Annotated in this window: 22 protein-coding genes; 4 read left to right on the top strand and 18 right to left on the bottom strand. The window is 46.2% G+C overall.

The window, feature by feature from the left end; all coding sequences use genetic code 11:
* Window positions 1–324 precede the first annotated feature (324 nt).
* The 4 genes from EJL04_RS02180 to EJL04_RS02165 are packed head-to-tail and all read right to left on the bottom strand — an operon-like array spanning window position 325 to window position 2,649.
* Window positions 325–1,599 (bottom strand): PcfJ domain-containing protein, encoded by a 1,275-nt coding sequence (locus EJL04_RS02180; RefSeq protein WP_071122438.1) that lies wholly within the window; start codon window positions 1,597–1,599, stop codon window positions 325–327.
* Complete coding sequence (locus tag EJL04_RS02175; protein ID WP_071122439.1) at window positions 1,596–2,027, bottom strand: PcfK-like family protein; 432 nt, start codon at window positions 2,025–2,027, stop codon at window positions 1,596–1,598. Before EJL04_RS02175 ends, EJL04_RS02180 begins: the two co-directional genes overlap by 4 nt.
* Window positions 2,028–2,077: 50 nt before the next feature.
* Entirely contained in the window at window positions 2,078–2,314 is a 237-nt protein-coding gene (locus tag EJL04_RS02170) for a DUF6926 domain-containing protein (RefSeq protein ID WP_071122440.1), read from the bottom strand.
* A 32-nt stretch (window positions 2,315–2,346) separates the two neighbouring features.
* Window positions 2,347–2,649 carry a hypothetical protein gene (locus EJL04_RS02165; protein ID WP_071122441.1) on the bottom strand — a complete coding sequence of 101 codons (303 nt, stop codon included), beginning with the start codon at window positions 2,647–2,649 and terminating at the stop codon, window positions 2,347–2,349.
* Window positions 2,650–3,046: 397 nt separating this feature from the next.
* Here EJL04_RS02165 and EJL04_RS02155 point away from each other — a divergent pair, with 397 nt between their 5' ends.
* A complete protein-coding gene (locus tag EJL04_RS02155) occupies window positions 3,047–3,331 on the top strand; it encodes a hypothetical protein (RefSeq protein ID WP_071122442.1) in 285 nt (94 codons plus the stop codon).
* Window positions 3,332–3,425: 94 nt separating this feature from the next.
* On the opposite strand, the gene EJL04_RS02150 is transcribed toward EJL04_RS02155, so the two are convergent.
* From EJL04_RS02150 to EJL04_RS02105, 10 genes are all read right to left on the bottom strand, one after another.
* Window positions 3,426–3,602, bottom strand: a complete 177-nt coding sequence (locus EJL04_RS02150; protein WP_071122443.1) for a histone H1 — start codon at window positions 3,600–3,602, stop codon at window positions 3,426–3,428.
* Window positions 3,603–3,629: 27 nt separating this feature from the next.
* A complete protein-coding gene (locus EJL04_RS02145) occupies window positions 3,630–4,298 on the bottom strand; it encodes an Lcl C-terminal domain-containing protein (protein WP_071122444.1) in 669 nt (222 codons plus the stop codon).
* The gene (locus tag EJL04_RS02140) at window positions 4,295–4,855 is read right to left on the bottom strand and encodes a hypothetical protein (protein ID WP_071122445.1); all 561 of its coding nucleotides are present in this window, start codon (window positions 4,853–4,855) and stop codon (window positions 4,295–4,297) included. Before EJL04_RS02140 ends, EJL04_RS02145 begins: the two co-directional genes overlap by 4 nt.
* A complete protein-coding gene (locus EJL04_RS02135) occupies window positions 4,852–5,391 on the bottom strand; it encodes a topoisomerase C-terminal repeat-containing protein (RefSeq protein ID WP_071122446.1) in 540 nt (179 codons plus the stop codon). The genes EJL04_RS02140 and EJL04_RS02135 overlap by 4 nt, the downstream gene beginning before the upstream one ends.
* A gap of 124 nt (window positions 5,392–5,515) precedes the next feature.
* Window positions 5,516–6,256 (bottom strand): hypothetical protein, encoded by a 741-nt coding sequence (locus EJL04_RS02130; protein ID WP_071122447.1) that lies wholly within the window; start codon window positions 6,254–6,256, stop codon window positions 5,516–5,518.
* A 4-nt stretch (window positions 6,257–6,260) separates the two neighbouring features.
* Entirely contained in the window at window positions 6,261–7,445 is a 1,185-nt protein-coding gene (locus EJL04_RS02125; protein WP_071122448.1) for a DUF3991 and TOPRIM domain-containing protein, read from the bottom strand.
* 30 nt (window positions 7,446–7,475) lie between these two features.
* Window positions 7,476–8,801: an ArdC family protein gene (locus EJL04_RS02120; RefSeq protein ID WP_071122449.1), complete on the bottom strand. Its 1,326-nt coding sequence runs from the start codon at window positions 8,799–8,801 to the stop codon at window positions 7,476–7,478.
* Entirely contained in the window at window positions 8,785–9,015 is a 231-nt protein-coding gene (locus EJL04_RS02115; protein ID WP_005938397.1) for a hypothetical protein, read from the bottom strand. The genes EJL04_RS02120 and EJL04_RS02115 overlap by 17 nt, the downstream gene beginning before the upstream one ends.
* Before the next feature lie 53 nt (window positions 9,016–9,068).
* The gene (locus tag EJL04_RS02110) at window positions 9,069–10,358 is read right to left on the bottom strand and encodes a MutS N-terminal domain-containing protein (protein WP_071122450.1); all 1,290 of its coding nucleotides are present in this window, start codon (window positions 10,356–10,358) and stop codon (window positions 9,069–9,071) included.
* 12 nt (window positions 10,359–10,370) lie between these two features.
* Window positions 10,371–11,147 (bottom strand): DUF4099 domain-containing protein, encoded by a 777-nt coding sequence (locus EJL04_RS02105; protein ID WP_071122451.1) that lies wholly within the window; start codon window positions 11,145–11,147, stop codon window positions 10,371–10,373.
* A 90-nt stretch (window positions 11,148–11,237) separates the two neighbouring features.
* On the opposite strand from EJL04_RS02105, the gene EJL04_RS02100 reads away from it, so the two are divergent.
* The 3 genes from EJL04_RS02100 (at window position 11,238) to EJL04_RS02090 (ending at window position 13,411) form a co-directional block, all read left to right on the top strand.
* Window positions 11,238–11,876, top strand: coding sequence for a glucosaminidase domain-containing protein (locus tag EJL04_RS02100; RefSeq protein WP_071122452.1), 639 nt, complete (start codon window positions 11,238–11,240; stop codon window positions 11,874–11,876).
* Between the two features lie 121 nt (window positions 11,877–11,997).
* A complete protein-coding gene (locus EJL04_RS02095) occupies window positions 11,998–12,864 on the top strand; it encodes a hypothetical protein (RefSeq protein WP_071122453.1) in 867 nt (288 codons plus the stop codon).
* Between the two features lie 118 nt (window positions 12,865–12,982).
* A complete protein-coding gene (locus tag EJL04_RS02090) occupies window positions 12,983–13,411 on the top strand; it encodes a hypothetical protein (RefSeq protein WP_071122454.1) in 429 nt (142 codons plus the stop codon).
* Between the two features lie 743 nt (window positions 13,412–14,154).
* On the opposite strand, the gene EJL04_RS02080 is transcribed toward EJL04_RS02090, so the two are convergent.
* The 4 genes from EJL04_RS02080 to EJL04_RS02065 all read right to left on the bottom strand — a co-directional run bounded on the left by EJL04_RS02080 (window position 14,155) and on the right by EJL04_RS02065 (window position 18,394).
* Window positions 14,155–15,537, bottom strand: a complete 1,383-nt coding sequence (locus EJL04_RS02080) for a leucine-rich repeat domain-containing protein (protein WP_077154750.1) — start codon at window positions 15,535–15,537, stop codon at window positions 14,155–14,157.
* A gap of 3 nt (window positions 15,538–15,540) precedes the next feature.
* Complete coding sequence (locus tag EJL04_RS02075; protein WP_071122457.1) at window positions 15,541–16,452, bottom strand: fimbrillin family protein; 912 nt, start codon at window positions 16,450–16,452, stop codon at window positions 15,541–15,543.
* Between the two features lie 83 nt (window positions 16,453–16,535).
* On the bottom strand, window positions 16,536–17,477 hold the full coding sequence (locus tag EJL04_RS02070; protein ID WP_125103936.1) for a fimbrillin family protein: 942 nt from the start codon (window positions 17,475–17,477) through the stop codon (window positions 16,536–16,538).
* A gap of 23 nt (window positions 17,478–17,500) precedes the next feature.
* The gene (locus tag EJL04_RS02065) at window positions 17,501–18,394 is read right to left on the bottom strand and encodes a fimbrillin family protein (RefSeq protein ID WP_125103935.1); all 894 of its coding nucleotides are present in this window, start codon (window positions 18,392–18,394) and stop codon (window positions 17,501–17,503) included.
* Window positions 18,395–18,410 lie beyond the last annotated feature (16 nt).

Below are 18,410 nucleotides of genomic sequence, written 5' to 3'. Positions count from 1 at the left end.
TACTATATTATTATACTACAAATATACTATATTATTTTATTATTACATAATTAGTTTACCTATATTTTATTAAAAACAATACGCTATTTTATATGTTGTATATCACATATTTACATCGTTTTTTTTCAAAGGGAATAAAATATAGATTTACACACTTAACTTCAATGCGTAATTAAACATGTTATCATGTAAACTCTATTATATAACAAATAGATATTTGCATTAGATTTCATTTTAACATCGTCAACTATTTCTACTATCCAAATATAAAAACTCCGACCCATACCTTACGGCGGAAGTCGGAGCGGAACATATATAAGGAATCTACGCTGTCTGTTTGGCTGCAAGTATCTGATGGGCATGCGCATTGACCAGCCGGACAATCCGGTCATGGTGCGGAGTGTTCGTATTGCACAGCCCACGGCTCTGTATCACTTTCCCCTCGGTCAGTGAAAACTCAATTGTTTCAATGCGGTTTCCCTCCTTGTCATGAGCCGATAATATCAAGCTGTCCGCCTTGGCATAGTATTCGCATTGGAAGACACAATGATGCAGGGCATTTCCCTCGGCTTGGAAGGCTTCCAGACTATCGAGTACCGAAATCACCAAGTCTTTGTCGGTGATGGTGATGCCGAAGTAGTGTGACTTCTCCTTGTAGAACTCGGCTTCCTTCCGTTTGGCTCGCTGCATCTGCTCTTGGCTTTTACGTTTCTGCTCCATTTGGTTGTGTCGGTTCATCCAATAGTCATGCTCGGCTCTGAGGTTCTGCGGACAGATATACTTGGGGTTACAGATGTCCTTGCCACACTGCTCCAGCAAGCGGATGGTATCTGCCCACAATCCCATGTCCGAAGGGCGGTAATGATGCCGGGTGGCTACCTTATACGGCTGCCAGCATCGGTCAAGTTCCAAAGGTCGGTTTACAAAATAAGACACGGCATGTAAATCTTTTGACTTGAGGATGGTTTCCATCCGGCTGTCCGTCAGCACGGCTTTCATCAGCTTCATCGGGTGGCAGTCGGGCAACTTGCCTTTCATGCCGTTGCGTTTCAGTTCGGGCAGCAGCCGATGGTCCGGATAAACATAGGTGTCTGCAATGAGCCAGTGAACTTCGTTCGGTCGCTTCAAAGTGATTTCGGATGCCCAATCAAAGCAGTCCACATAATAGCTCAATGTCCTTGCTCTTGCCGTGACAGCCAACCTGCCTTCGGCATTGAGCCACAGACGGCATGCTTCCCAGTAGACTACCTCCATAGGCATTCCTTTTCGAAAGGTCGTTTCCAAGCGGAAGACCCGTTGCACCTGCAAATGGTCTATTACTTCGAGGGAAGAAAAATAATAGGCTTCCTTGATGGTGCGTTTGAGGGTGTCCTTTATCTGTAAGCGAGTACCGCAATAAGGGCAGCATACCGACTTCCCTTTTCCCTCATAGTCGAAGTGCCTGCCACAATCGCCACATGTACACTTGTGTGCGGAAGTCCGGAAGCAGACATGTCCTGCCACTTTCCGCACTGCCCATGTGAGCACTTTGGGGCTTATGGCGGTCAGCTTCTCATTGGAAACTGCCACCTGTTTTTCTATTTTCGTTCTTGCTTTCATAGTTCCATGCCTTGAAAGAGTGAGAGTTCTTGAATGGGTTTGGGTTGCGGTTTGGCTGCCTTGGGTCGGCTGTTGCGTTGCTGCAATTTCCGCATTTCCTCCTCCTGGTATCGTTTGAGTGCAATGGCTCGTTGTTCTGCCTTCTCCTCCTCGGTCAGCTCAATGTGATGATTCACTACAACATTGCAGTCCATCGGCTTGCCGATTTCCAAATCGGGCTCATCTATCGCATGGACTGCCATGGCATAAACCTCCATGTCGCTGAGACCGCAGCAGCCGGATTGCTGTACGGCATGGAAGATATAGTTGACCACATCGTCAATGGTGCGTGTGGTGGTTTCATACTTGGCACGGAAGAGTTCATCTTCCTTGGCTCGGTTATCAAGATAGTTCTTGATGAGTTCCTTGAAATGGTCAGTTCCTTTCATATGTTCCTAATGTTTAAGCGTAAATAATCATCAGCAGTCACCGGCTGTATTCAGCCTACCATAACGTGGCAGTCCACCACTTCGGCAGGAAGTCCGAAAGCCGGACAATGTGAGAAGTAAGGGAAACATTCTCCCTCTTGTTCCGTTGCGGTAGTGATACCCATGACTTTATTCTCCGTGTACCACTGGTCAATCAGAGCGATTTCTTCATCCGTCAGTCCGGTTGCATCCGAGTTGAACAGATAGCAGAGTGCCCATGTGGGAATGGCTTCAATGGGAGTGTCCATAGCGTTTTCTTTTAAGTTCGTTATTCCGTGAATCAGATGGGAAGCAGTTCCAGCAGTTTCTGCAGTGGAATGGTATTGATGTCCGACTTGAGGAAGTGAACTATCCATTCCGGCTCTTCAAAAAGCGAGTGCATGGGTTCCACACTGAAATCGTCCCCGGTGGAATAGCAGTCAATGAGCGCGAAGTTGTTGCCGTCCTTGCGGATGTGTGCATAGAAAGGAGGCATACCACAAAAGCACTTGCGGAGACTCTCTCTGTCCCACTGCAGGGTGAGTTCGTAAACACTGCCCTTGTAGAGCATCTTTTCTTTTCGGTCTTTAAGTTTGTATGCCATAGCTGAACTAATTTTTTCCCTTTGGTTTGAAGCCTTTCGGCTTCTCACTCCCGGGTGATTTTTACGATACCTCTTCTTACGAAGGGTGTAAGGGACAGAAGGCAAATGTGGCAAGGGGAAAGCAGACGGAATACCCAATTTGGCACAAATTGTGGAAGGCTGCCGGCTGCTTTCCTTGCAGCCAAGCAAAGCGCCATTTGCTGCCGTACCGACCCTTCGTTTCTTTGTATCGGAAAATTCATCGGGAGTGGAAATGCCTGACTAAGGAAAGAATCTGCCGGCTGTTAAAGAGGGATGTTTAACTTTTAATCTTTCCGAAATCTCACTATCTTTGCAGGCCCTGAAAACAAAGGTTCAGGAAGGCATGGTATAAAACAGACTTTATCACCTTACACAAATGAAAGATCAGATACGCTTATTGAGAGATTGCTTCCACAACGAGATTCCGGCTGTTGTGTTCCAAGGGAATGACAGCTGTGCCGGAGAGATACTGGAAGCCGCCAAAGAAATTTATCAGAAGCACGGTTGCAGTCAGGAGTTCCTTTACGACTGGCAAATGCTCATCAACGAAGTGAAGGCTTACCAGCAAGAGAGTCTGGAACAAGTACAGCTTCCCCAGCTGACCCATACCGAAGCAGAACTGATTCGGGAAGAAATGAGACAGAAAGACATGGTTTACTGATGCAACAAAAGGTCCTAATGCGCATGGATGAATGGCATCAGGACCTCTTGTTTTTTCATTGCCTATGAATGGCAACCACGTAAAGTTTTTGATTTTATCTTTTCGAAGCCGCCAACGAAAGTTTCCTGAACTGCTTCAGCAGCGGTTCCATTTCAAGTGATACACAGCGGGCACGTTGGCCGGCTGCCTTGTTTCCTTTTTCGGCTTGAAGGGCTGCATCCTTTTGGAATGCCTCCATCTTCATCTGGAGTTGTACGAGTAATTCATTCATAATCTTTGCATTTAGAGATTACACTATCTAATAGATACTTATCACGGGTCTGAACTTATGCGCCTGGTCCTTCGGAGTCTCTTGAATGGTACCCGACTGCATCGAGAAGAGCCAGGCCTTGCTATCCCTTTGTCCCTCCACTTCGGTGGAAGTCCACAGCCAGCAGTCACCGGGCTGCAGACTGATGGGCAATCCACCGACCGCTTCTATCCGTTGGTTGACCAACCCAATTTGCTGATAGAGGTAAGTAAGCTGCTTCACCGAAGGGATGTAGGCGGACTGACCATAGCGCCACATATCGAAGACATAAACGGCTAAGGGAGATTTCACTTCCTCGTTGCGGTACATGGCATGGGTGTTCTCGTTACCGTCTTCCTTCTCCAATGAAGCCGAGGTTTCCTGTTCGACACCCAGACTGTCTGCAAAGGCTGTCGATGCGACATCCCGGATGGAAACGGCATAGCCCAAAGCTTTGATCTCCGGATTCCGGTTCACATGATAGACAATGGCCACCGGCTCCTTTTGGGAGGAACTGAACTTTTCTTTGGACAGCACACTGCCATCCGAACAAACTACGTCACCAACCTGGAGGGAAGAAGCAATAGATCTGTCTCCTTCATGCTCACATTCTTCGCAGGAGGTGAACAACGTGGCAACTCCTGTGATTATAGCACATACTAATTGTCTGATTTTCATAGCAGCGGTATTTCAAATGATTTGACTACAATTTCTGCTTCCTTATCGAGGATGAACCAGTATTCCGAGTGGTAAGGCTTTCCTTTTAAGGTCTTGGCTTCAAAATCTATCTTGACCTTCCATCCGTTGAACGGCTTCGCAACCTTTTCTTTCCCAACTTTCGCTTCTTCCATTTCTCCATAAGCTATCAAAGCCCGGAGCGTGGTCATGGCATCCAGCTGACGGGTGACCTGATCACTCATCGCGGCATCGTCCTTGTCGAGGTTCTGGAAGTAGTCTGTTTCTTCCATCAACTTGTGGCCGTACTGCATCAGGTGCATGGATAATGCAGCCTTCTCGTGTGGATTGACATATTCCTTGCCAAATACAGAATCTGCCTTGCTGATGCCCTTGATTTGGATGGACTCCGGATTATCGACGGTTGCCTTCAGGGCTCTCTCTGCGATTTCCACCGCCCGTTGTTCGGGATGGTCGGAACAGCTGGCGAAGTAAAACAGGCCGCTCCAGAAGCAGACGGCGGTCACCAGCAGGATAGTGAGTTTCATTCCCGGTTTCATATCTTCACAATTTGGAGTTTATCCGGAGAAAGGCCGAGACGCTTGCGGTAGATGGTGCCGTCATCACGGTACATCTCCAGTTCGTTGGAGGTGATTTCTTTTTCACAGATTTCCTTGGCTTCTGTCAGACTCAACTGGTGACCACCGATGTTGCGCCAGATGGCAAAGTTGCACGGCGCCTGCTGGTTGCTGTAGTTGGAGCAGTTGAAGGCTCTCGTACCCACCCGAATATCGCCGCCACAATGCGGACACTTGCCGATGACAGACTGCATGTTGATGGCGCCGTTGTCTGCCAGTTCCAGCACGGAAGGGAATGCCTTTCCATCCTTGGAAGCAAAGCCGTCCAACAGGATGAAGCGGTGCTCCAACAATTCTGCGATTTCCTCGTCACTCATCTTGCGGTTGCCGATAATGCCGTTGATATTCAGCACACAGGTTGGCTGTTCGGCGATGTTGTTCTCACAGCGGTAGCCCTTGCAGGTCTTTACCACGTTGCCGCCACACAAAGGACAGCGACCGATTATTTTCTTTTCCATACGCTTTTGTTTTTGGATGATTTGTTTACTATATGATTCTGTTACTTGTTGCTTTGATTACTTTCTTATTTCCTTACTTGATTACTTTGTGATTAGTAAGTTTGTTTACTTGTTTACCTATTTACTATTTCAGGCTATAGCCCTGGTTCCAGTCGGAGATGATACCGCCGATGATGTTCTTGCCGGACATCACGTTGGCCCATCCTTCGGGATCGAGCGAGAACCAGAGGTCATTCCATGAGAGCGTGCGTACCTGCCAGGCCAGGATAAACAGGTTGGTGTTGATGGCTTCCAGCCGGCTTACCACCTCGTTGGCGATGTAGTAGCGTTCCGAAGCGTTCAGCAGGTTCACCTTGTACTTCTCGTTCTTTCCGTCATCTCCTGTCACGTCATACTTGCCCGAAGTCACCAGCTGTTTCATGAAGGGAAAGAGTGCCGTCATCTGTGTGGCAGCATCCGTCAGTTCATCCGATACCATGGCCGCAATAACGGTTCCCTTCAGATTGCCGCCCACTGATTTGAGGAGCAGGCTGCAGTTCTGCGGGATTTCCTTGGCCACCAGTTCCCCGGCACGCTTAATCTGGTAAAGGTTCTGCATGGCACCCTGCGCATTCGAGAGGTAGTCCAGCATCTTGTCTTCCACATGGTGAATCCGCTCCAGCGAAGCGGTAACAGCCACTTCCGCCGCAATGATTTTCTCCTGCGTCTTTTTGCGGTCCTTGTGGATCTTCTTCAAGGCTGCGGTCTGACCCAGTACGGCAGAAGTCAGCGCCGGGTCAGTCTGTTGGGCAAAGAGCGGAGTTTTACCTATCAATAAGCCAACAGCAGCGATTAACAAGGAGCGTTTCCATCGTCTTGCATTCATACGTTTATAATTTAGGGCCTGCATTTCTGCGTTCGGCCAGGTTATTGATTTGGTCCTGTTTAGTCGGATGCAGCCGCACCTCCATCGGTTTGTTGAGCAGACAGTCGTTCCAGTCCTTGAAAGCCTTGGGAGGAAGCCATTGTCCCATATCGTATCTGACCGACAGGTGTTCCTTGACCTGCACCTGAAAGGGACGCTCCGGATCAAGCCGGAAGGAACGTCCGTTCGCTTCCACTTCCAGACTGTCACGGGTTCGGTTGATTTTCATGGGGATGTTCTCTACCAGCGCCATCATGCGCAAGCCGTAGATACGACCGGGCAGGTCATTGTCGAAACAGTCAAACGGGCGGGCTTCGGGAAAGCGGTTCAGCACCTGCCGGATTTGTCCGTCAGAGAACGTGCCGCCCAGTGATACCAGGGCAATTTCATTGGTCAGCTGCTTCCGGTTCCATTGGTAAAACGCCAAGGCATCGAAAGCCGACTCACAGAAGAAGACACTCTTCACCACATTCGGATAGCCACCTGACAAGTCAGCCACCCATGCGGAAGAGGAAGAATCACTTCCGGCCGCCTTGGATTTGTAACCGCCGTACCCCCGCAGTTCGTAGCCCCGGACCTGATTGTTCTCTCCGTTGATATAAGGGAAGCCGATATTGTAGCCGTCAAAGTTCTCGTTCTTCCTGTCGCGGATGAGTCGGATGAACGGAGCAAAGGTGCGTACCGTTTCATCAGACAATCCCCTTTGTTGGAAGATGGCCGGAATCTTATCGGGATTTATCGGCTTCACCTCATACCTGGAGCTGTCGAAGGTGGCGTGATACCTGACTGACTGCACATACTCCCGGTCATCGCGGTATTCAGGCTCAGGCATATTGGCAAAGCGGGACAGCACCTTGGCTATCTTCTGCCATTCATCCTTGCCCGACACGTTGAAGGCATTCAGGTTCTCCCGGATGAGTGTGACCACATCCCCCTTGGAACCGTCACGGCGGAAGAACCGCTGGGAAGCCTTGTCCTGGGGATGGCAGATCACAAGCACATCCCGCTTTTCCTTGCCGTCCCCCAACACCAGCTCCATGTAGCGGCCCACACCGGCCCTTCGGTCCAGGCGGTACCCGAGCGCATAGGCTACATCGTCGATGCCTACCTTGGCTTTGAGGTCCTGGAAGTTTACCTTGTAATCAGTCATGGTTCATGGAATTGAAGGTTCTACATAAAATCAGATGCTTAACTTGGCACCCACGGCCTGCGTGCGTTTGAGATTGGCTATCTCCGGCTCGAAGGTCTTGTGCGCCGTCATGTTCAGGAAGGCTGCCTTGTCCTTGTAGTCCGTCAGTTGGAAGTAGGTCTTCGCCGTATCTTTCGATACCTTCTTCAACCCCAGTTCCACACCATCGTAGGAAGCACGGATGGCATAATCCCCATTGCGCGTCTTCACGATGGCCGCATTCTTGAACGGCACTTCTTCGCCTTCACCCAACGGGGCAAACGGGTCGTTCTTCGTCAGGTAGGGCTGCTCGTTCAGTGCCAGCCGCTGCTTGTCCACCTGGTCCAGAATGAGGTCCGAAGCCTTGTTCACGTCCGCCATGACGGAAACGATGAACTTCGGTTCCTGCTTCAGCACCCCAATCCAGGAATCCAGATAGGCTGCAGAGTTGTCCGTTATCTTGGAATCGAAGCCCATGGAGTGGCTGATCATGGCGGCGGTCAGTTCGGCTACCAGTTCCTCCTTGGCGTATTTCGGGTCTCCAAAGCGTCCGCCCATCTCGCGGTTGAGCCGTTCAGGTGTCATGGTGGAGTGTGACATCTCATGCAGCATGGTGGAATAGAACTCCATGCCGCCCCTGTAGACTTCCTCGGGGGTATCGCCGATGTTGAACTGCTCCTTCATGGGTAGCACCACGATGTCCTGGGCCGGTGAATAGAAGGCTCCGTCCACCCGTTTGTCTGCCTGTATGGGACAGAGCCAGCCTTGCGTCTCAATCATCCGGTCGAGGGCGGCATGGACATACATGCCTTCCTTATCCCGAAGCTCGGGCACCTTGAACTTCTCCATGAGTTTCTGCACCCGTTCGGGCTGTACCTCTGCCAGATTGGTCTGGTCGATGTTGTACACGGGGAAAGCCTTGAAGAAGGGAATGACGTCCATGCCTTTCTTCTCCTCCTTGCTCATGGTCTTATACTCATCCGAACTGACCTTATGGCCGTTCTTGTCCTTGACCAGCACGTCCCAATAGACCACAGGAAAGGCTTTCTCGCCTTTCAGTACATGGGCTTTCAGGTTGTGCGCCTGCTTGAAGGTGAGGTACACCGGCAGCCGGTAGCCTTGGGCAGCGGTCTGCAGCTGGAGGAAGAAGGAATTGGAACCCGAATAGTTGCGGCCACCCACGTTCTGCGGGAGACCTGCAAATCCGGATGCGCCCCCAATCCAGCCTTTCTTCCAGTCGGAGGCCTTCATCTGCTCCATACGGGCAATCATCATTTCGGCAAAGCGGTCGATGGCTACCTGCCCGGCATTGCCGGATGTGTTAGTTCCATACGCCATAGCTTTCGTCATCCATTACCTGACGGTCCATCTGGTCGATGTCCGTCTGTTCAACATAAAACTCTGCGGATTCATCCGAAGGATCTGTGCCGTGGGTCTGGCACCACTCCAGATAATCCTCTGCACTGTCCCCGTCCATCACAAAGCGGAGGAAACCGATTTTACCTGCCTGAAGGAGTTCCACCAACTCCTCGTGTGTCTTTTTAGCTGTCATATCTTTTCGTCTTTTATTGTTTCTTGAATATTCGTTTGTTCCTTTTGATTGCGTTACATTTTCATGGAAGCCGACTTCTCCAGCTTGTTGGTCACAGCTGAAAGCATCCCGGAAATTTCCGTATTGAGGTACTTGGCCGCAATCTGTTCCCGGGTGGCAGTCTTTGCCTTGAAAAGCGAGTAGCCGTCATCAAAGGAGAGTTCATGCTTGCTGGTCTTGCCCTTGTCGCCCAGGTCCATCGACACCTTCCATTTGTTGTCGGAGTGGTCCTTGGCCACACGGACTCCTTTGGGGTCCACTCCTTCGGGAAGCTGGTACTTCTCGTAGGCTGACTGCAGGTGCAGTCGTTCCCCGAAGTTCTTCTCCACAAGTTGTGTAGGACTGACCACCCGGTCGAAGTAGGCATTCAAGTCCTCACGGGAAGCCACTGCCGACATCTTGGTGTCGCCCATCTGCACATAGAACTTATACTTGCCGTAGTCCGGTCGCTGTTCGTCCTTTTCCTTATAGACATTGAACTTGTCGATGGTGATGGCTCCATCCGGACCGGACAACTGCTTCGGCATTTGGAACGCTTCTTCCGATACCTTCGGCATCAGCTTGGTGGGATAATAGCGTTCCATCAGCTGGGGCACCGTCATTTCCTTCTTCTGGTAAGCGGCCAAATCCGCTGCGTCCATCTTCTGCGGTTTCAGCTGTACGCCGTCCATCTTGGCGGTGAAGTACCAGTCTGCCGGATTGGTAGTGCTCTGGAAGGCATGGCCATGGCTGACTTTCTCGCCGTTGGCGGTAATCATCTGCGGTTCACGTGGCTTGCGTTCCTGCTTGGCTTCCGCTTTCTGCTCGGTTGCTTGTTCACTCTTCATTTCCTTGGCAGGTTTCTCCTCTGCAGCCGTCTTGACTGTCTTGGTAGGCTCTTCCTGCACAGCCTGTTCTTTCTTCTTTTTCGCCATAGTTTCCTGATTGAGGTTGTTTTCTTTTTTCACTTTATCCTGGCTTTTCAAATCTTCCCCGGTCTTTTCCCTGGGCTTCTTCATCAGTTTCGGCTGGTCTATCGCCTCGCAAATGGCGACCCGCTGACCGGAGCGAATCAGCTTGGGCAGATGCTTGTCCAGTTCATGACGGGGAAAAGTCAGGAGTTTGATGGGGTCATTCTCCAGCGGCAGAATCTTGTCTGATACCTTCAGCGCCAGTATCACCGATGCCTTGAGTGCATCTTCCTTATACATTTCGTAGAAGTTCCCGTTACGGAAGAGGAGCAGCGCATCGGGATGCTTCTTCTTCATGTCGTTGAACATCCGTACCAGACCTACATCCTGTTCGGCATTTTTCTTCTTGACCATAAGGGTAATGATTTAGAGTTTGAGTCCTTGGGAATGTTTTTCCTTCTGATTACCGAATTTCAAAGCTCTTTCCTGTGACTGCTTGTCTACCACTTTTTGGTATTCCCAGCGGTTCTTGTCCGTCATCACCAGTCCCAGGTACTCGGGATGCTGTTCGTCGTAGCGAAGTTTCTGCTGTCGCTCCCACTCCTTCAAGTCCCCTTGGATGAGCTTGAAACCCTGAGGCTCTTTCAGATCGACACCGACCGACACTTTCTCACCACCCACATTCAGCTCAATGGGTTTTCCCTCGCGTACCTGCTGCTTTTGCTGCATGCCCAGTTCGATGTCGTTGACCTTCTCCATGTCCTTGAGCTTCTGTTCCAACTGAACATCCGTGACACGGCGATGGAAGATTGATTTGGTTTCGGGGTCGAGTTGCAGATACTGCTGGGTCTTTTCACCGTTGACTTCCACGGCTTTCTGGATGACTTCACCTTTACCCAACCGCTCCGCTTCTTGGTCGGACAATCGCAACACTTGGTTGCGTTCCTTTTCCAGTACGGCACGGACAGGATAAGCCATAAGCGCCGGATTACCTTGCTGGTCGGTGGTCAGCTGAAGTTTGAGGGGAAGCGTGATGATGTCTCCGTTACGGGCACTGATGGACACCTGCATGAGCGGGGTGACCTCTCCGGATGCCAGCTTCTCCTTCACTTCCTGAGGGAGACTGTCGGCCTTTTCCCGGTCAATGCCCAATGCCGCCAACTTCTCGTAGGGCAGCCTTTCAGAATGATTGATGTTGTGCATTTTCGTATTGTTTAAGTAAAACGATATATTTGCGGTCGGAACCGCCTTGAACACCCGCAAAAGTATTGGCAACCCTATCATTGAAAAGAAATGCACAACATCATTCTGACCGCCGTGCTGTTGATTCTTGGTTCCGCTTCAGCATCGGCACAGTTCTATACAATTACAAAAGAGACGGAAATCCTACCTGAAAAGCAACAAAAAGTGGTTCCTGATACCCTACAGAGGAGTTTGGGCGCTTATGAGTCTTGCAAAAAGGCAGAAAAGGACTCCCTTGCCCCAGAGGTGCCTGTAAAACTGCTTTCGGAGCTATATGCCCGAAAAGTTTACGCAAGGGTGTCCCACGAAAAAGCGTCTGATAAGGGAACTGAAAAAACTGAGGTTTCTGAACGAAAAGAACTTCCTGCGCTCACTATTCCCAATCTCTACCAAGAAATCATTCGCAATGGCATCCGGCATCCAAAGATTGTATTGGCACAGGCCATACTAGAAACGAGCTGGTTCCGTTCACCGCTCTGCCGGAACCGGCACAACCTGTTCGGACTAACGAATCCCAAAACCGGGAAGTACTATGAGTTCAACCACTGGACGGAAAGTGTCAGGGCTTATTACACCAAGGTGCAGTACAAGTATAAAGGAGGAAACTACCTGCTGTGGCTACACAAGATTGGCTATGCGGAAGACCCAAGGTATGTGCGTGAAGTGATGAAAGTAGTAAGTCAATTATGAGCAATCCTGAACTGACTATGGAGAAGCGATAAAAATCGTAATACGGGCCGTTAAAAATGCAAATGGACGATGTAATCTCATGAATACTCTATACCTTTGAGTTCTAATATGTTTATGCGATATGGCATCAGAATTTATACAGTCAAAGGGGATTGAGATATACAATGCCTCTATTTATAAAAGTAGGCTGGAAGAAAGTTTACAGGCCGGAACCTGGGTCGTGGACAACTTTCTGTCTTCAATGGCTTGTGCAAATGAAGAGACTCAAAAAAAAATGATATGGGGGACATTGCTTCATCTTAGAAAGGTGGCTTTCAGCGATGATTACACTATCAGTTTTTTAGGAGCCAGCTATAACCACATCTTCTCCCATCCTCTCATCCGTTCACACCTGAACTATATGTTCAGACCGGCGGATGTCACAGACTTACTGGATTATGCCGCGAGGAACTTTCAGGAAGGTGACAGCCTGCAAAAGTCGTTTTGCTGCATTGTTCTGCAGCTGCTACTCTCGGAACATGTGGTTATTTCCGATTTGATTCAACCGGTGTGTAAGCAATTACAGGAACTACATGGATGTATCAGACAGAATCCAATTCCCCTATACAAGAATGCCTATGTACGTTATTCGTTTCTGCTATGTTGTTATCGGATTCAGCTATGTGACATGAGTCCGATGGAGAAAGAAGAGCTGTATGTCTTGTTGTACAAGGAATGGAGAATCATTACCCGGATTATTTCCATATTCTCCGGCATTGTGGTAGGTTGTGAGTTTACCAACTTTGCAAGCCTCACGACCAACATGAAAGGCCATATTGAGTTTGCCCATTTGTATTTGAAAGCTGCCCGGACAGACAAAGGGAAACGAAACAAGTATAGCGGTAAATCTGGAACAGATCACTTAGTGAAACTCCAGGAAGAAATGCAGAGACAGTCCGATAAAAAGAATTCGTCATTAGATGAACTATACAGAATTTTATTCAAATAAGAAAAGGTTCATTGTATCTGTACAATGGAAGTTATTTGTTTGATTTATTTAGAGAAAATATATGTTACAACGTTAATCAAACTTTGATTACTTTTGTAAAATACATCCAACTTATCCTATGGGTAAAAAGAGAAATAAGAAGAGAAACCTAAAGACTTGTTATGTAGAAGTCGAAAAAGACTTAGGAATGTGGCAGGACTATATGCAATATGGTCCGCAATACGACACGAACAATGATTGTCCGATAAATCCAGGTGAATCTGATATGGTGGAACAACTTTCTTTCAAGAAACTGTCTGTAGATACCAGAAAACAACTTCGCGCAACCATGGTTAATTGGGTTCTTGATTACTGGCAAACAGAAAGACTCATCCCAGAGGGTGCTATCATTAAAGAATTTAGAAACGCAGCTATAAAGGAAGTCTACTATATTTGCGGACAATATGTCAAGGACAGCAAAGAACTTAAATACATGTTGAACGAATGTATTGTTTCTACCATCAATAAAGAACTGAAAAAAGAGAAACAAATGATATTAAAGTTTTGATCTTATCAGTAAGAAGGCGTGTTCTTTCTGCTTTTCTTGTAATTTATTCAATCAAAAACGCATTACAAAGAGAATTCCTGATGTGAGATGGTTAATAAAAATTTTGTAGATGCTATCATGTAGTTAATAAAGATGCATACATCGCATAATGTTGCAGATTTATGATTTATTATACAGTCTCGCAGTTAAAAGTGAATTTTATTTTTCTTTTTGTTTACAACAACAAAAGAAAATCTTATATTTGCCATTGGAGCTATACCTCCCATTGTCGGCATCGGAATGATGTCTTCAACCGGATAACATATTCCGGACCAAATTCTCTCTTTTATAGCTCCGTCCGCACCTACCTTACTTCTTCAGCGGACACAATCCATTGGAAAGGCCGGTAACCTTTCCCATCATTAACCTTAATCACACAAGCGATGAAGCAACTAATGCTACTTCTATTCGGTGCAGGAGTTGTGACAGCGGGTGCACAGTCCCCCGGCGGTGTCAAAGGAACAGAGTTGTGGTTCCAGACATTGCCCGTGACGGCAGACCTTCAAGGCGCCTACCGCTGGATGGATCTCGCAGGGGATTCCGTAAAATTGCGTTTGTACGCCCACCTATCATCGTGGCATATAGACCCTTGTCGTTTCCCGATTAAGAAAAGAGCACACAATGCAAACCAGTATAGGTAATTTCTAATAAAAGCAACCAAATTCTACATAATAGAATGTGGACTAGTACTAAAAACTACGAACTTATTTTTTAAAGCTCACGGAATTGAATTTATATTCGAGAAACGATGTGCTGCCATACTCAACGCTCCCTTTATAATATTCTTTTGTCGGAGTCCAAAAATATTCATTTCCTTGCCTGTTTTTTGTCATAACTTTTTGGTTCTCTGACAAAACTAAATTTATACGTTCAGTGTTTACCCCAGGGTCAAGGATTCCGTCATAGTCATGAGATAGCCCTTTCACTTCAGTTAGCTCTCCAAAAGTAATTTTTTGTAAGTTTGTACATCCCCCAAAAGCATTCTCGTGTATTGAAGTTACATTTGGAGTATTTATTTCTTCCAAAAATACACAATAGGCTAAACCTTCTACTCCAATTCTTGTAATATCTGGTAAATAAATGGATTTTAAAGCATCTAACTTGCCGTCCCAATTACTCAATCCTGTTGTCGGAATCTCCTTGCATCCTATTAAAGAAAGGTTTATGCTACCTGCTGTTCCACCATATAAAGCATCTTTAATTATGGCAAATACATTCTCTCCTGCATCAGAAGCAAGTATGAGTTTAATATTCGTTTTTCCTGCATCCAATTGCTCCTTAATAGTTTTCCCAAGATCTTCAGCCTCCATGTTGTCTGCAAAGACAACATTTGCATCCAAAGCATAACTTTTGCCATCAATCGTACTTTCTCTAAATGTATAATTAAGTAAAGAATACTCTTTCAATTTTATACCAATAGAGGTTTGAACAGAAAAATGACCATACAAATAGACATTACCGTTATTGTCTGGAGTCAAGGTATAGGTGTTGTCTGTTAGGGCAACAGTATTGCCTGGACTAAAATTACTAACTGTAACAGTAATGTCCTCACTATAATTTGTCGCAATGCGCAATCGTGAATAGTTGCGTGTTGCCTTGGAAAATTCTACGGTTATAGCCTGACCATTAGGGGTGATATTGGCTTTTCCCTCGATATATTCATCCGTTCCAGCAACCTTACCTTCTTTCAAAGTTAATTTGCCTGATTCCCATTTGTAATTAGGGGCATAATATACATGAGGAAAGGTTGGCACTTCGTCTTCTTTATAAGACAGCTCTCCACTTGCCAATTCCCAGCTACTGCCATTATATTTAAAAGCAGCATACTTAGTCCCGAAAGTCTTACTTGTCATCGCCAGAAGCAACTCATCTCCTTCTGCCCATGAAGTCTTGCCCGGATCAGGTGTACCTATAGTACGAGTCTGTGAATCTCCGAATGCCGGAAATTCACCTACAACTAACTGTACGTTGCTCTTGCCTGTTGCTGCGGTTGTTTCTTCTATATCACTTGTGCATGACGCCATTACTATGGTAACGACTGCCAGCATGATGTATTGAAATATCTTGCACATAGTTATATCCTCCATTGTTTATTTGAGTTCTTCTTCATTTGTCCAACCAGTCATATTATCTATGCTGATTCTGGTCAGTTCCACTTTGTCTTTTCCTACATCGAGTTTGTAGATGTAGCGTTTACCCTCTTCAAACTCCGTTTGTGATTTTAGCTTTGACACAAAGTTTTTCTCACCTATTGAGAATTTTAAGAATTCCTTGTCTGTTCCCACCGTTCCAGGCACTATGATGGCAGAGAAAGTTTTCACTTCACCATCTTCTGTCTTACAGGCATCCACCAACTTAGCCTCTTGATAATTGGAAGTGTCCATTTTCCATTCATTTTTATCGTCTGGCAATTTAAAAGACGCCCCACTGCAAGGTGAGCAAATTTTTAGGCTACTTATGTCCAAATTAGGATAATCAGCAGTACCAACATGATACATGATTGTAACCAAAGACATACGATGCTTCATTGGAATCGTTACATAACCATAAGGAGAACCGTACCAATGACCATTTATTAAATCGGCAGACTTCAAATCTTTTGGTGAGCTTTGATTTGTTGGCAATTCATATACCAAATGAAATGGATCATAATCATCCGATGATGGATATACAGCTAATATAAAATGTTTGTCGACTTCATCTAACCAACGAAAACTTCCACTGCGAGACCATTCGTTTGTTGCACTATTAAAAGAAAGAATAGCCGTACTACCAGCAACGAAATCAGTAAATATCCCTACTTTCAGTTTATCTTTATTCTCCCAAAATTTACCGTCTCCCAATGTATTGACACGAGTCTGCATACCTCCAACCGAGAAAGTGGCATTGATTTCCTGCCCTTTCAGCGTAGGAGCCATATCTTCATTTTGCGTACATGCTGTAAAGCCCATAGCCATAAGGCTCATTACCGCATAGGAAATTCTTTGTTTTATCGTCTTCATAATCTTCAGTTTTTTATTGTTAGTGAGTTAGTGAGCGGCCAAGCTCACTAACCCTGTATTTCCTATTTGTACCTTCTTTACCATTACAAAGCTATATCTGCATCTAAATCACTTGAATCACCATTTTCCCAAGGAACTATATTAGCATTTTCTATAGTAATCCCAGTATTTTTAACAGTTATGTTGTATGTATATTTTTTGCCACCTTCAAATTGTCCATTGGTGGATGGTGTTATAGGGGTTGTGTATTTTACTTCGCTATCATTCAACAACAAGTAAATCTCTATATCCATTTTATTGCTTTCAAGGCTTTGCGGCAACATGATATAAGCAAAACTTTCTTCGCTTTCAAAAGGTACATCATTAAAAACACGAGTAAGAGTAGCTCTGTCACCAGCAGTTTCAACCGAACCTGTTCTTGTGTCAAATTTACCGCTTGTAAATATTCCTTTCATATTCAAGCTATTGAATTTATAATTGTTATATTTGACACCCTGCCCTGGCTTAATTTTGAATTCAACCAAACTCATACAATGCTTAAAGCGATGTTCTGCATCTGTAAAATTCACAGTTGGAGATGCTTTACTTGCAGTAGCCCCTGAGGCAAAAAGTACATCAGCCATACAAGGTTGGTTTTCTTCTACCTCAGCCATATTCCAATCCATTTTACCATCAGTTAAGGATTCGCTATAAGGATAGTATGCACTAAATGTTGTCTCTTTGTTGTCCTTGAAATAGATGATGTTGTTATTGTCAGCAGCTTCAAAAGTACCATCCCCATTTGTTGTTACATACTTTTTGTTGTCTCCAGTTGTATAGCTAGATGATGTGACATATACGCCAATGGCATCGCCTGCTGTCCATCTGTCGTTGTCTGCAGTTCCACGGGTTTTGATATTGTTGGAAATATCCGCCTTTACTGTAGCTGCAACAGGACCATTGTTGCTGATACCGTCTTCATCGTTAGCGCAAGCTGCAAACAGCAATGCTGCGGCAGCGATGTATAAGAATCTAAATTTCTTCATATTATCTTGTTATTTAAGTGTTGTTATTGTGCTATATGTTCATTATTGTCTCCTGCCTCTGTCCAAGGCTTAATGGTTCCAGAAATCTCTACGGCAGAACGACTCAATTTTACTACTGTATAGTGGTATCTTTTTCCACCCTCAAGTTTTACAGGCATTGTCCATACGAAAGGAGCGTCGTAACCATTGTTGAGGTCAAACTCTATCACTCGGGTTTCTTCTTCTGTAGGGAGCAGGATTGCCTCATACAGCTTACCAGCTTCGGTAGTTTTCATCGTGATGTCCGTAGGATCTCCTTCACCAGAGATAGTACCATCTGCCAGATTGAAGGTGGCTGTGGTATTCTGACCTTTCACTGTCACAGTCATTTTCTTAAGGTCTTCTTGCGTGAGACCGTTACCTGGTTGAACATCCAAAACAAGATTGCTTAACTTATGGAAGAACTTCAAGTCAACCTGTGGCGTAGCTTTGTTGCAGCCTTCTGTCTTGGCATACATGAAGTCGATAGTTTCTTGTTTCGTTTGGTCTGTTACATCAAGTGCTACCCTGTAATCGTTGACCGTGGTCTGTGGATAGTAAGAATAGAAGTCCACATCTCCATCTATCGGGAAGAAAACAGTCTTACCACCAGAAACAGGTGAAAAGGCTATACTTCCATTTGACTGATAGCAAACATTGTCAACACCCTCTTTGATTACATCCGCAGAGAGTGTCTTGCCTGCTTCTATCATGAAGATACCGATCCTGTCACCATCAGCCCAAGCTACACCAGCAGCACGGGTGTTTACGCTAATACCACCAGTAAACTGCACGGCTACCTTATCGTTCTGGGTAGAAGGTGCGGTATCTTCTGTACTGCATGAAACCATTGCACCAGCCAAGAGTGCAAGAGCGAAAAACTTAGTCATCTTTTTCATATTATAAATATTTTAA

Source organism: Prevotella marseillensis (assembly GCF_900625065.1).
Lineage (GTDB): Bacteria > Bacteroidota > Bacteroidia > Bacteroidales > Bacteroidaceae > Prevotella > Prevotella rara.
Note: the sequence above shows the minus strand (reverse complement) of the source record. Positions and strands in the feature narration are given on the sequence as shown.

What these genes read in the sequence shown, in the direction of transcription:
- EJL04_RS02180 (WP_071122438.1), bottom strand. Translation starts at nt 1,599, where the DNA reads ATGAAAGCAAGAACGAAAATAGAAAAACAGGTGGCAGTTTCCAATGAG.
- EJL04_RS02090 (WP_071122454.1), top strand. Translation starts at nt 12,983, where the DNA reads ATGGGTAAAAAGAGAAATAAGAAGAGAAACCTAAAGACTTGTTATGTA.
- EJL04_RS02110 (WP_071122450.1), bottom strand. Translation starts at nt 10,358, where the DNA reads ATGGTCAAGAAGAAAAATGCCGAACAGGATGTAGGTCTGGTACGGATG.
- EJL04_RS02080 (WP_077154750.1), bottom strand. Translation starts at nt 15,537, where the DNA reads ATGGAGGATATAACTATGTGCAAGATATTTCAATACATCATGCTGGCA.
- EJL04_RS02175 (WP_071122439.1), bottom strand. Translation starts at nt 2,027, where the DNA reads ATGAAAGGAACTGACCATTTCAAGGAACTCATCAAGAACTATCTTGAT.
- EJL04_RS02105 (WP_071122451.1), bottom strand. Translation starts at nt 11,147, where the DNA reads ATGCACAACATCAATCATTCTGAAAGGCTGCCCTACGAGAAGTTGGCG.
- EJL04_RS02100 (WP_071122452.1), top strand. Translation starts at nt 11,238, where the DNA reads ATGCACAACATCATTCTGACCGCCGTGCTGTTGATTCTTGGTTCCGCT.
- EJL04_RS02070 (WP_125103936.1), bottom strand. Translation starts at nt 17,477, where the DNA reads ATGAAGAAATTTAGATTCTTATACATCGCTGCCGCAGCATTGCTGTTT.
- EJL04_RS02130 (WP_071122447.1), bottom strand. Translation starts at nt 6,256, where the DNA reads ATGAATGCAAGACGATGGAAACGCTCCTTGTTAATCGCTGCTGTTGGC.
- EJL04_RS02095 (WP_071122453.1), top strand. Translation starts at nt 11,998, where the DNA reads ATGGCATCAGAATTTATACAGTCAAAGGGGATTGAGATATACAATGCC.
- EJL04_RS02075 (WP_071122457.1), bottom strand. Translation starts at nt 16,452, where the DNA reads ATGAAGACGATAAAACAAAGAATTTCCTATGCGGTAATGAGCCTTATG.
- EJL04_RS02150 (WP_071122443.1), bottom strand. Translation starts at nt 3,602, where the DNA reads ATGAATGAATTACTCGTACAACTCCAGATGAAGATGGAGGCATTCCAA.
- EJL04_RS02155 (WP_071122442.1), top strand. Translation starts at nt 3,047, where the DNA reads ATGAAAGATCAGATACGCTTATTGAGAGATTGCTTCCACAACGAGATT.
- EJL04_RS02135 (WP_071122446.1), bottom strand. Translation starts at nt 5,391, where the DNA reads ATGGAAAAGAAAATAATCGGTCGCTGTCCTTTGTGTGGCGGCAACGTG.
- EJL04_RS02115 (WP_005938397.1), bottom strand. Translation starts at nt 9,015, where the DNA reads ATGACAGCTAAAAAGACACACGAGGAGTTGGTGGAACTCCTTCAGGCA.
- EJL04_RS02165 (WP_071122441.1), bottom strand. Translation starts at nt 2,649, where the DNA reads ATGGCATACAAACTTAAAGACCGAAAAGAAAAGATGCTCTACAAGGGC.
- EJL04_RS02125 (WP_071122448.1), bottom strand. Translation starts at nt 7,445, where the DNA reads ATGACTGATTACAAGGTAAACTTCCAGGACCTCAAAGCCAAGGTAGGC.
- EJL04_RS02140 (WP_071122445.1), bottom strand. Translation starts at nt 4,855, where the DNA reads ATGAAACCGGGAATGAAACTCACTATCCTGCTGGTGACCGCCGTCTGC.
- EJL04_RS02145 (WP_071122444.1), bottom strand. Translation starts at nt 4,298, where the DNA reads ATGAAAATCAGACAATTAGTATGTGCTATAATCACAGGAGTTGCCACG.
- EJL04_RS02065 (WP_125103935.1), bottom strand. Translation starts at nt 18,394, where the DNA reads ATGAAAAAGATGACTAAGTTTTTCGCTCTTGCACTCTTGGCTGGTGCA.
- EJL04_RS02170 (WP_071122440.1), bottom strand. Translation starts at nt 2,314, where the DNA reads ATGGACACTCCCATTGAAGCCATTCCCACATGGGCACTCTGCTATCTG.
- EJL04_RS02120 (WP_071122449.1), bottom strand. Translation starts at nt 8,801, where the DNA reads ATGGCGTATGGAACTAACACATCCGGCAATGCCGGGCAGGTAGCCATC.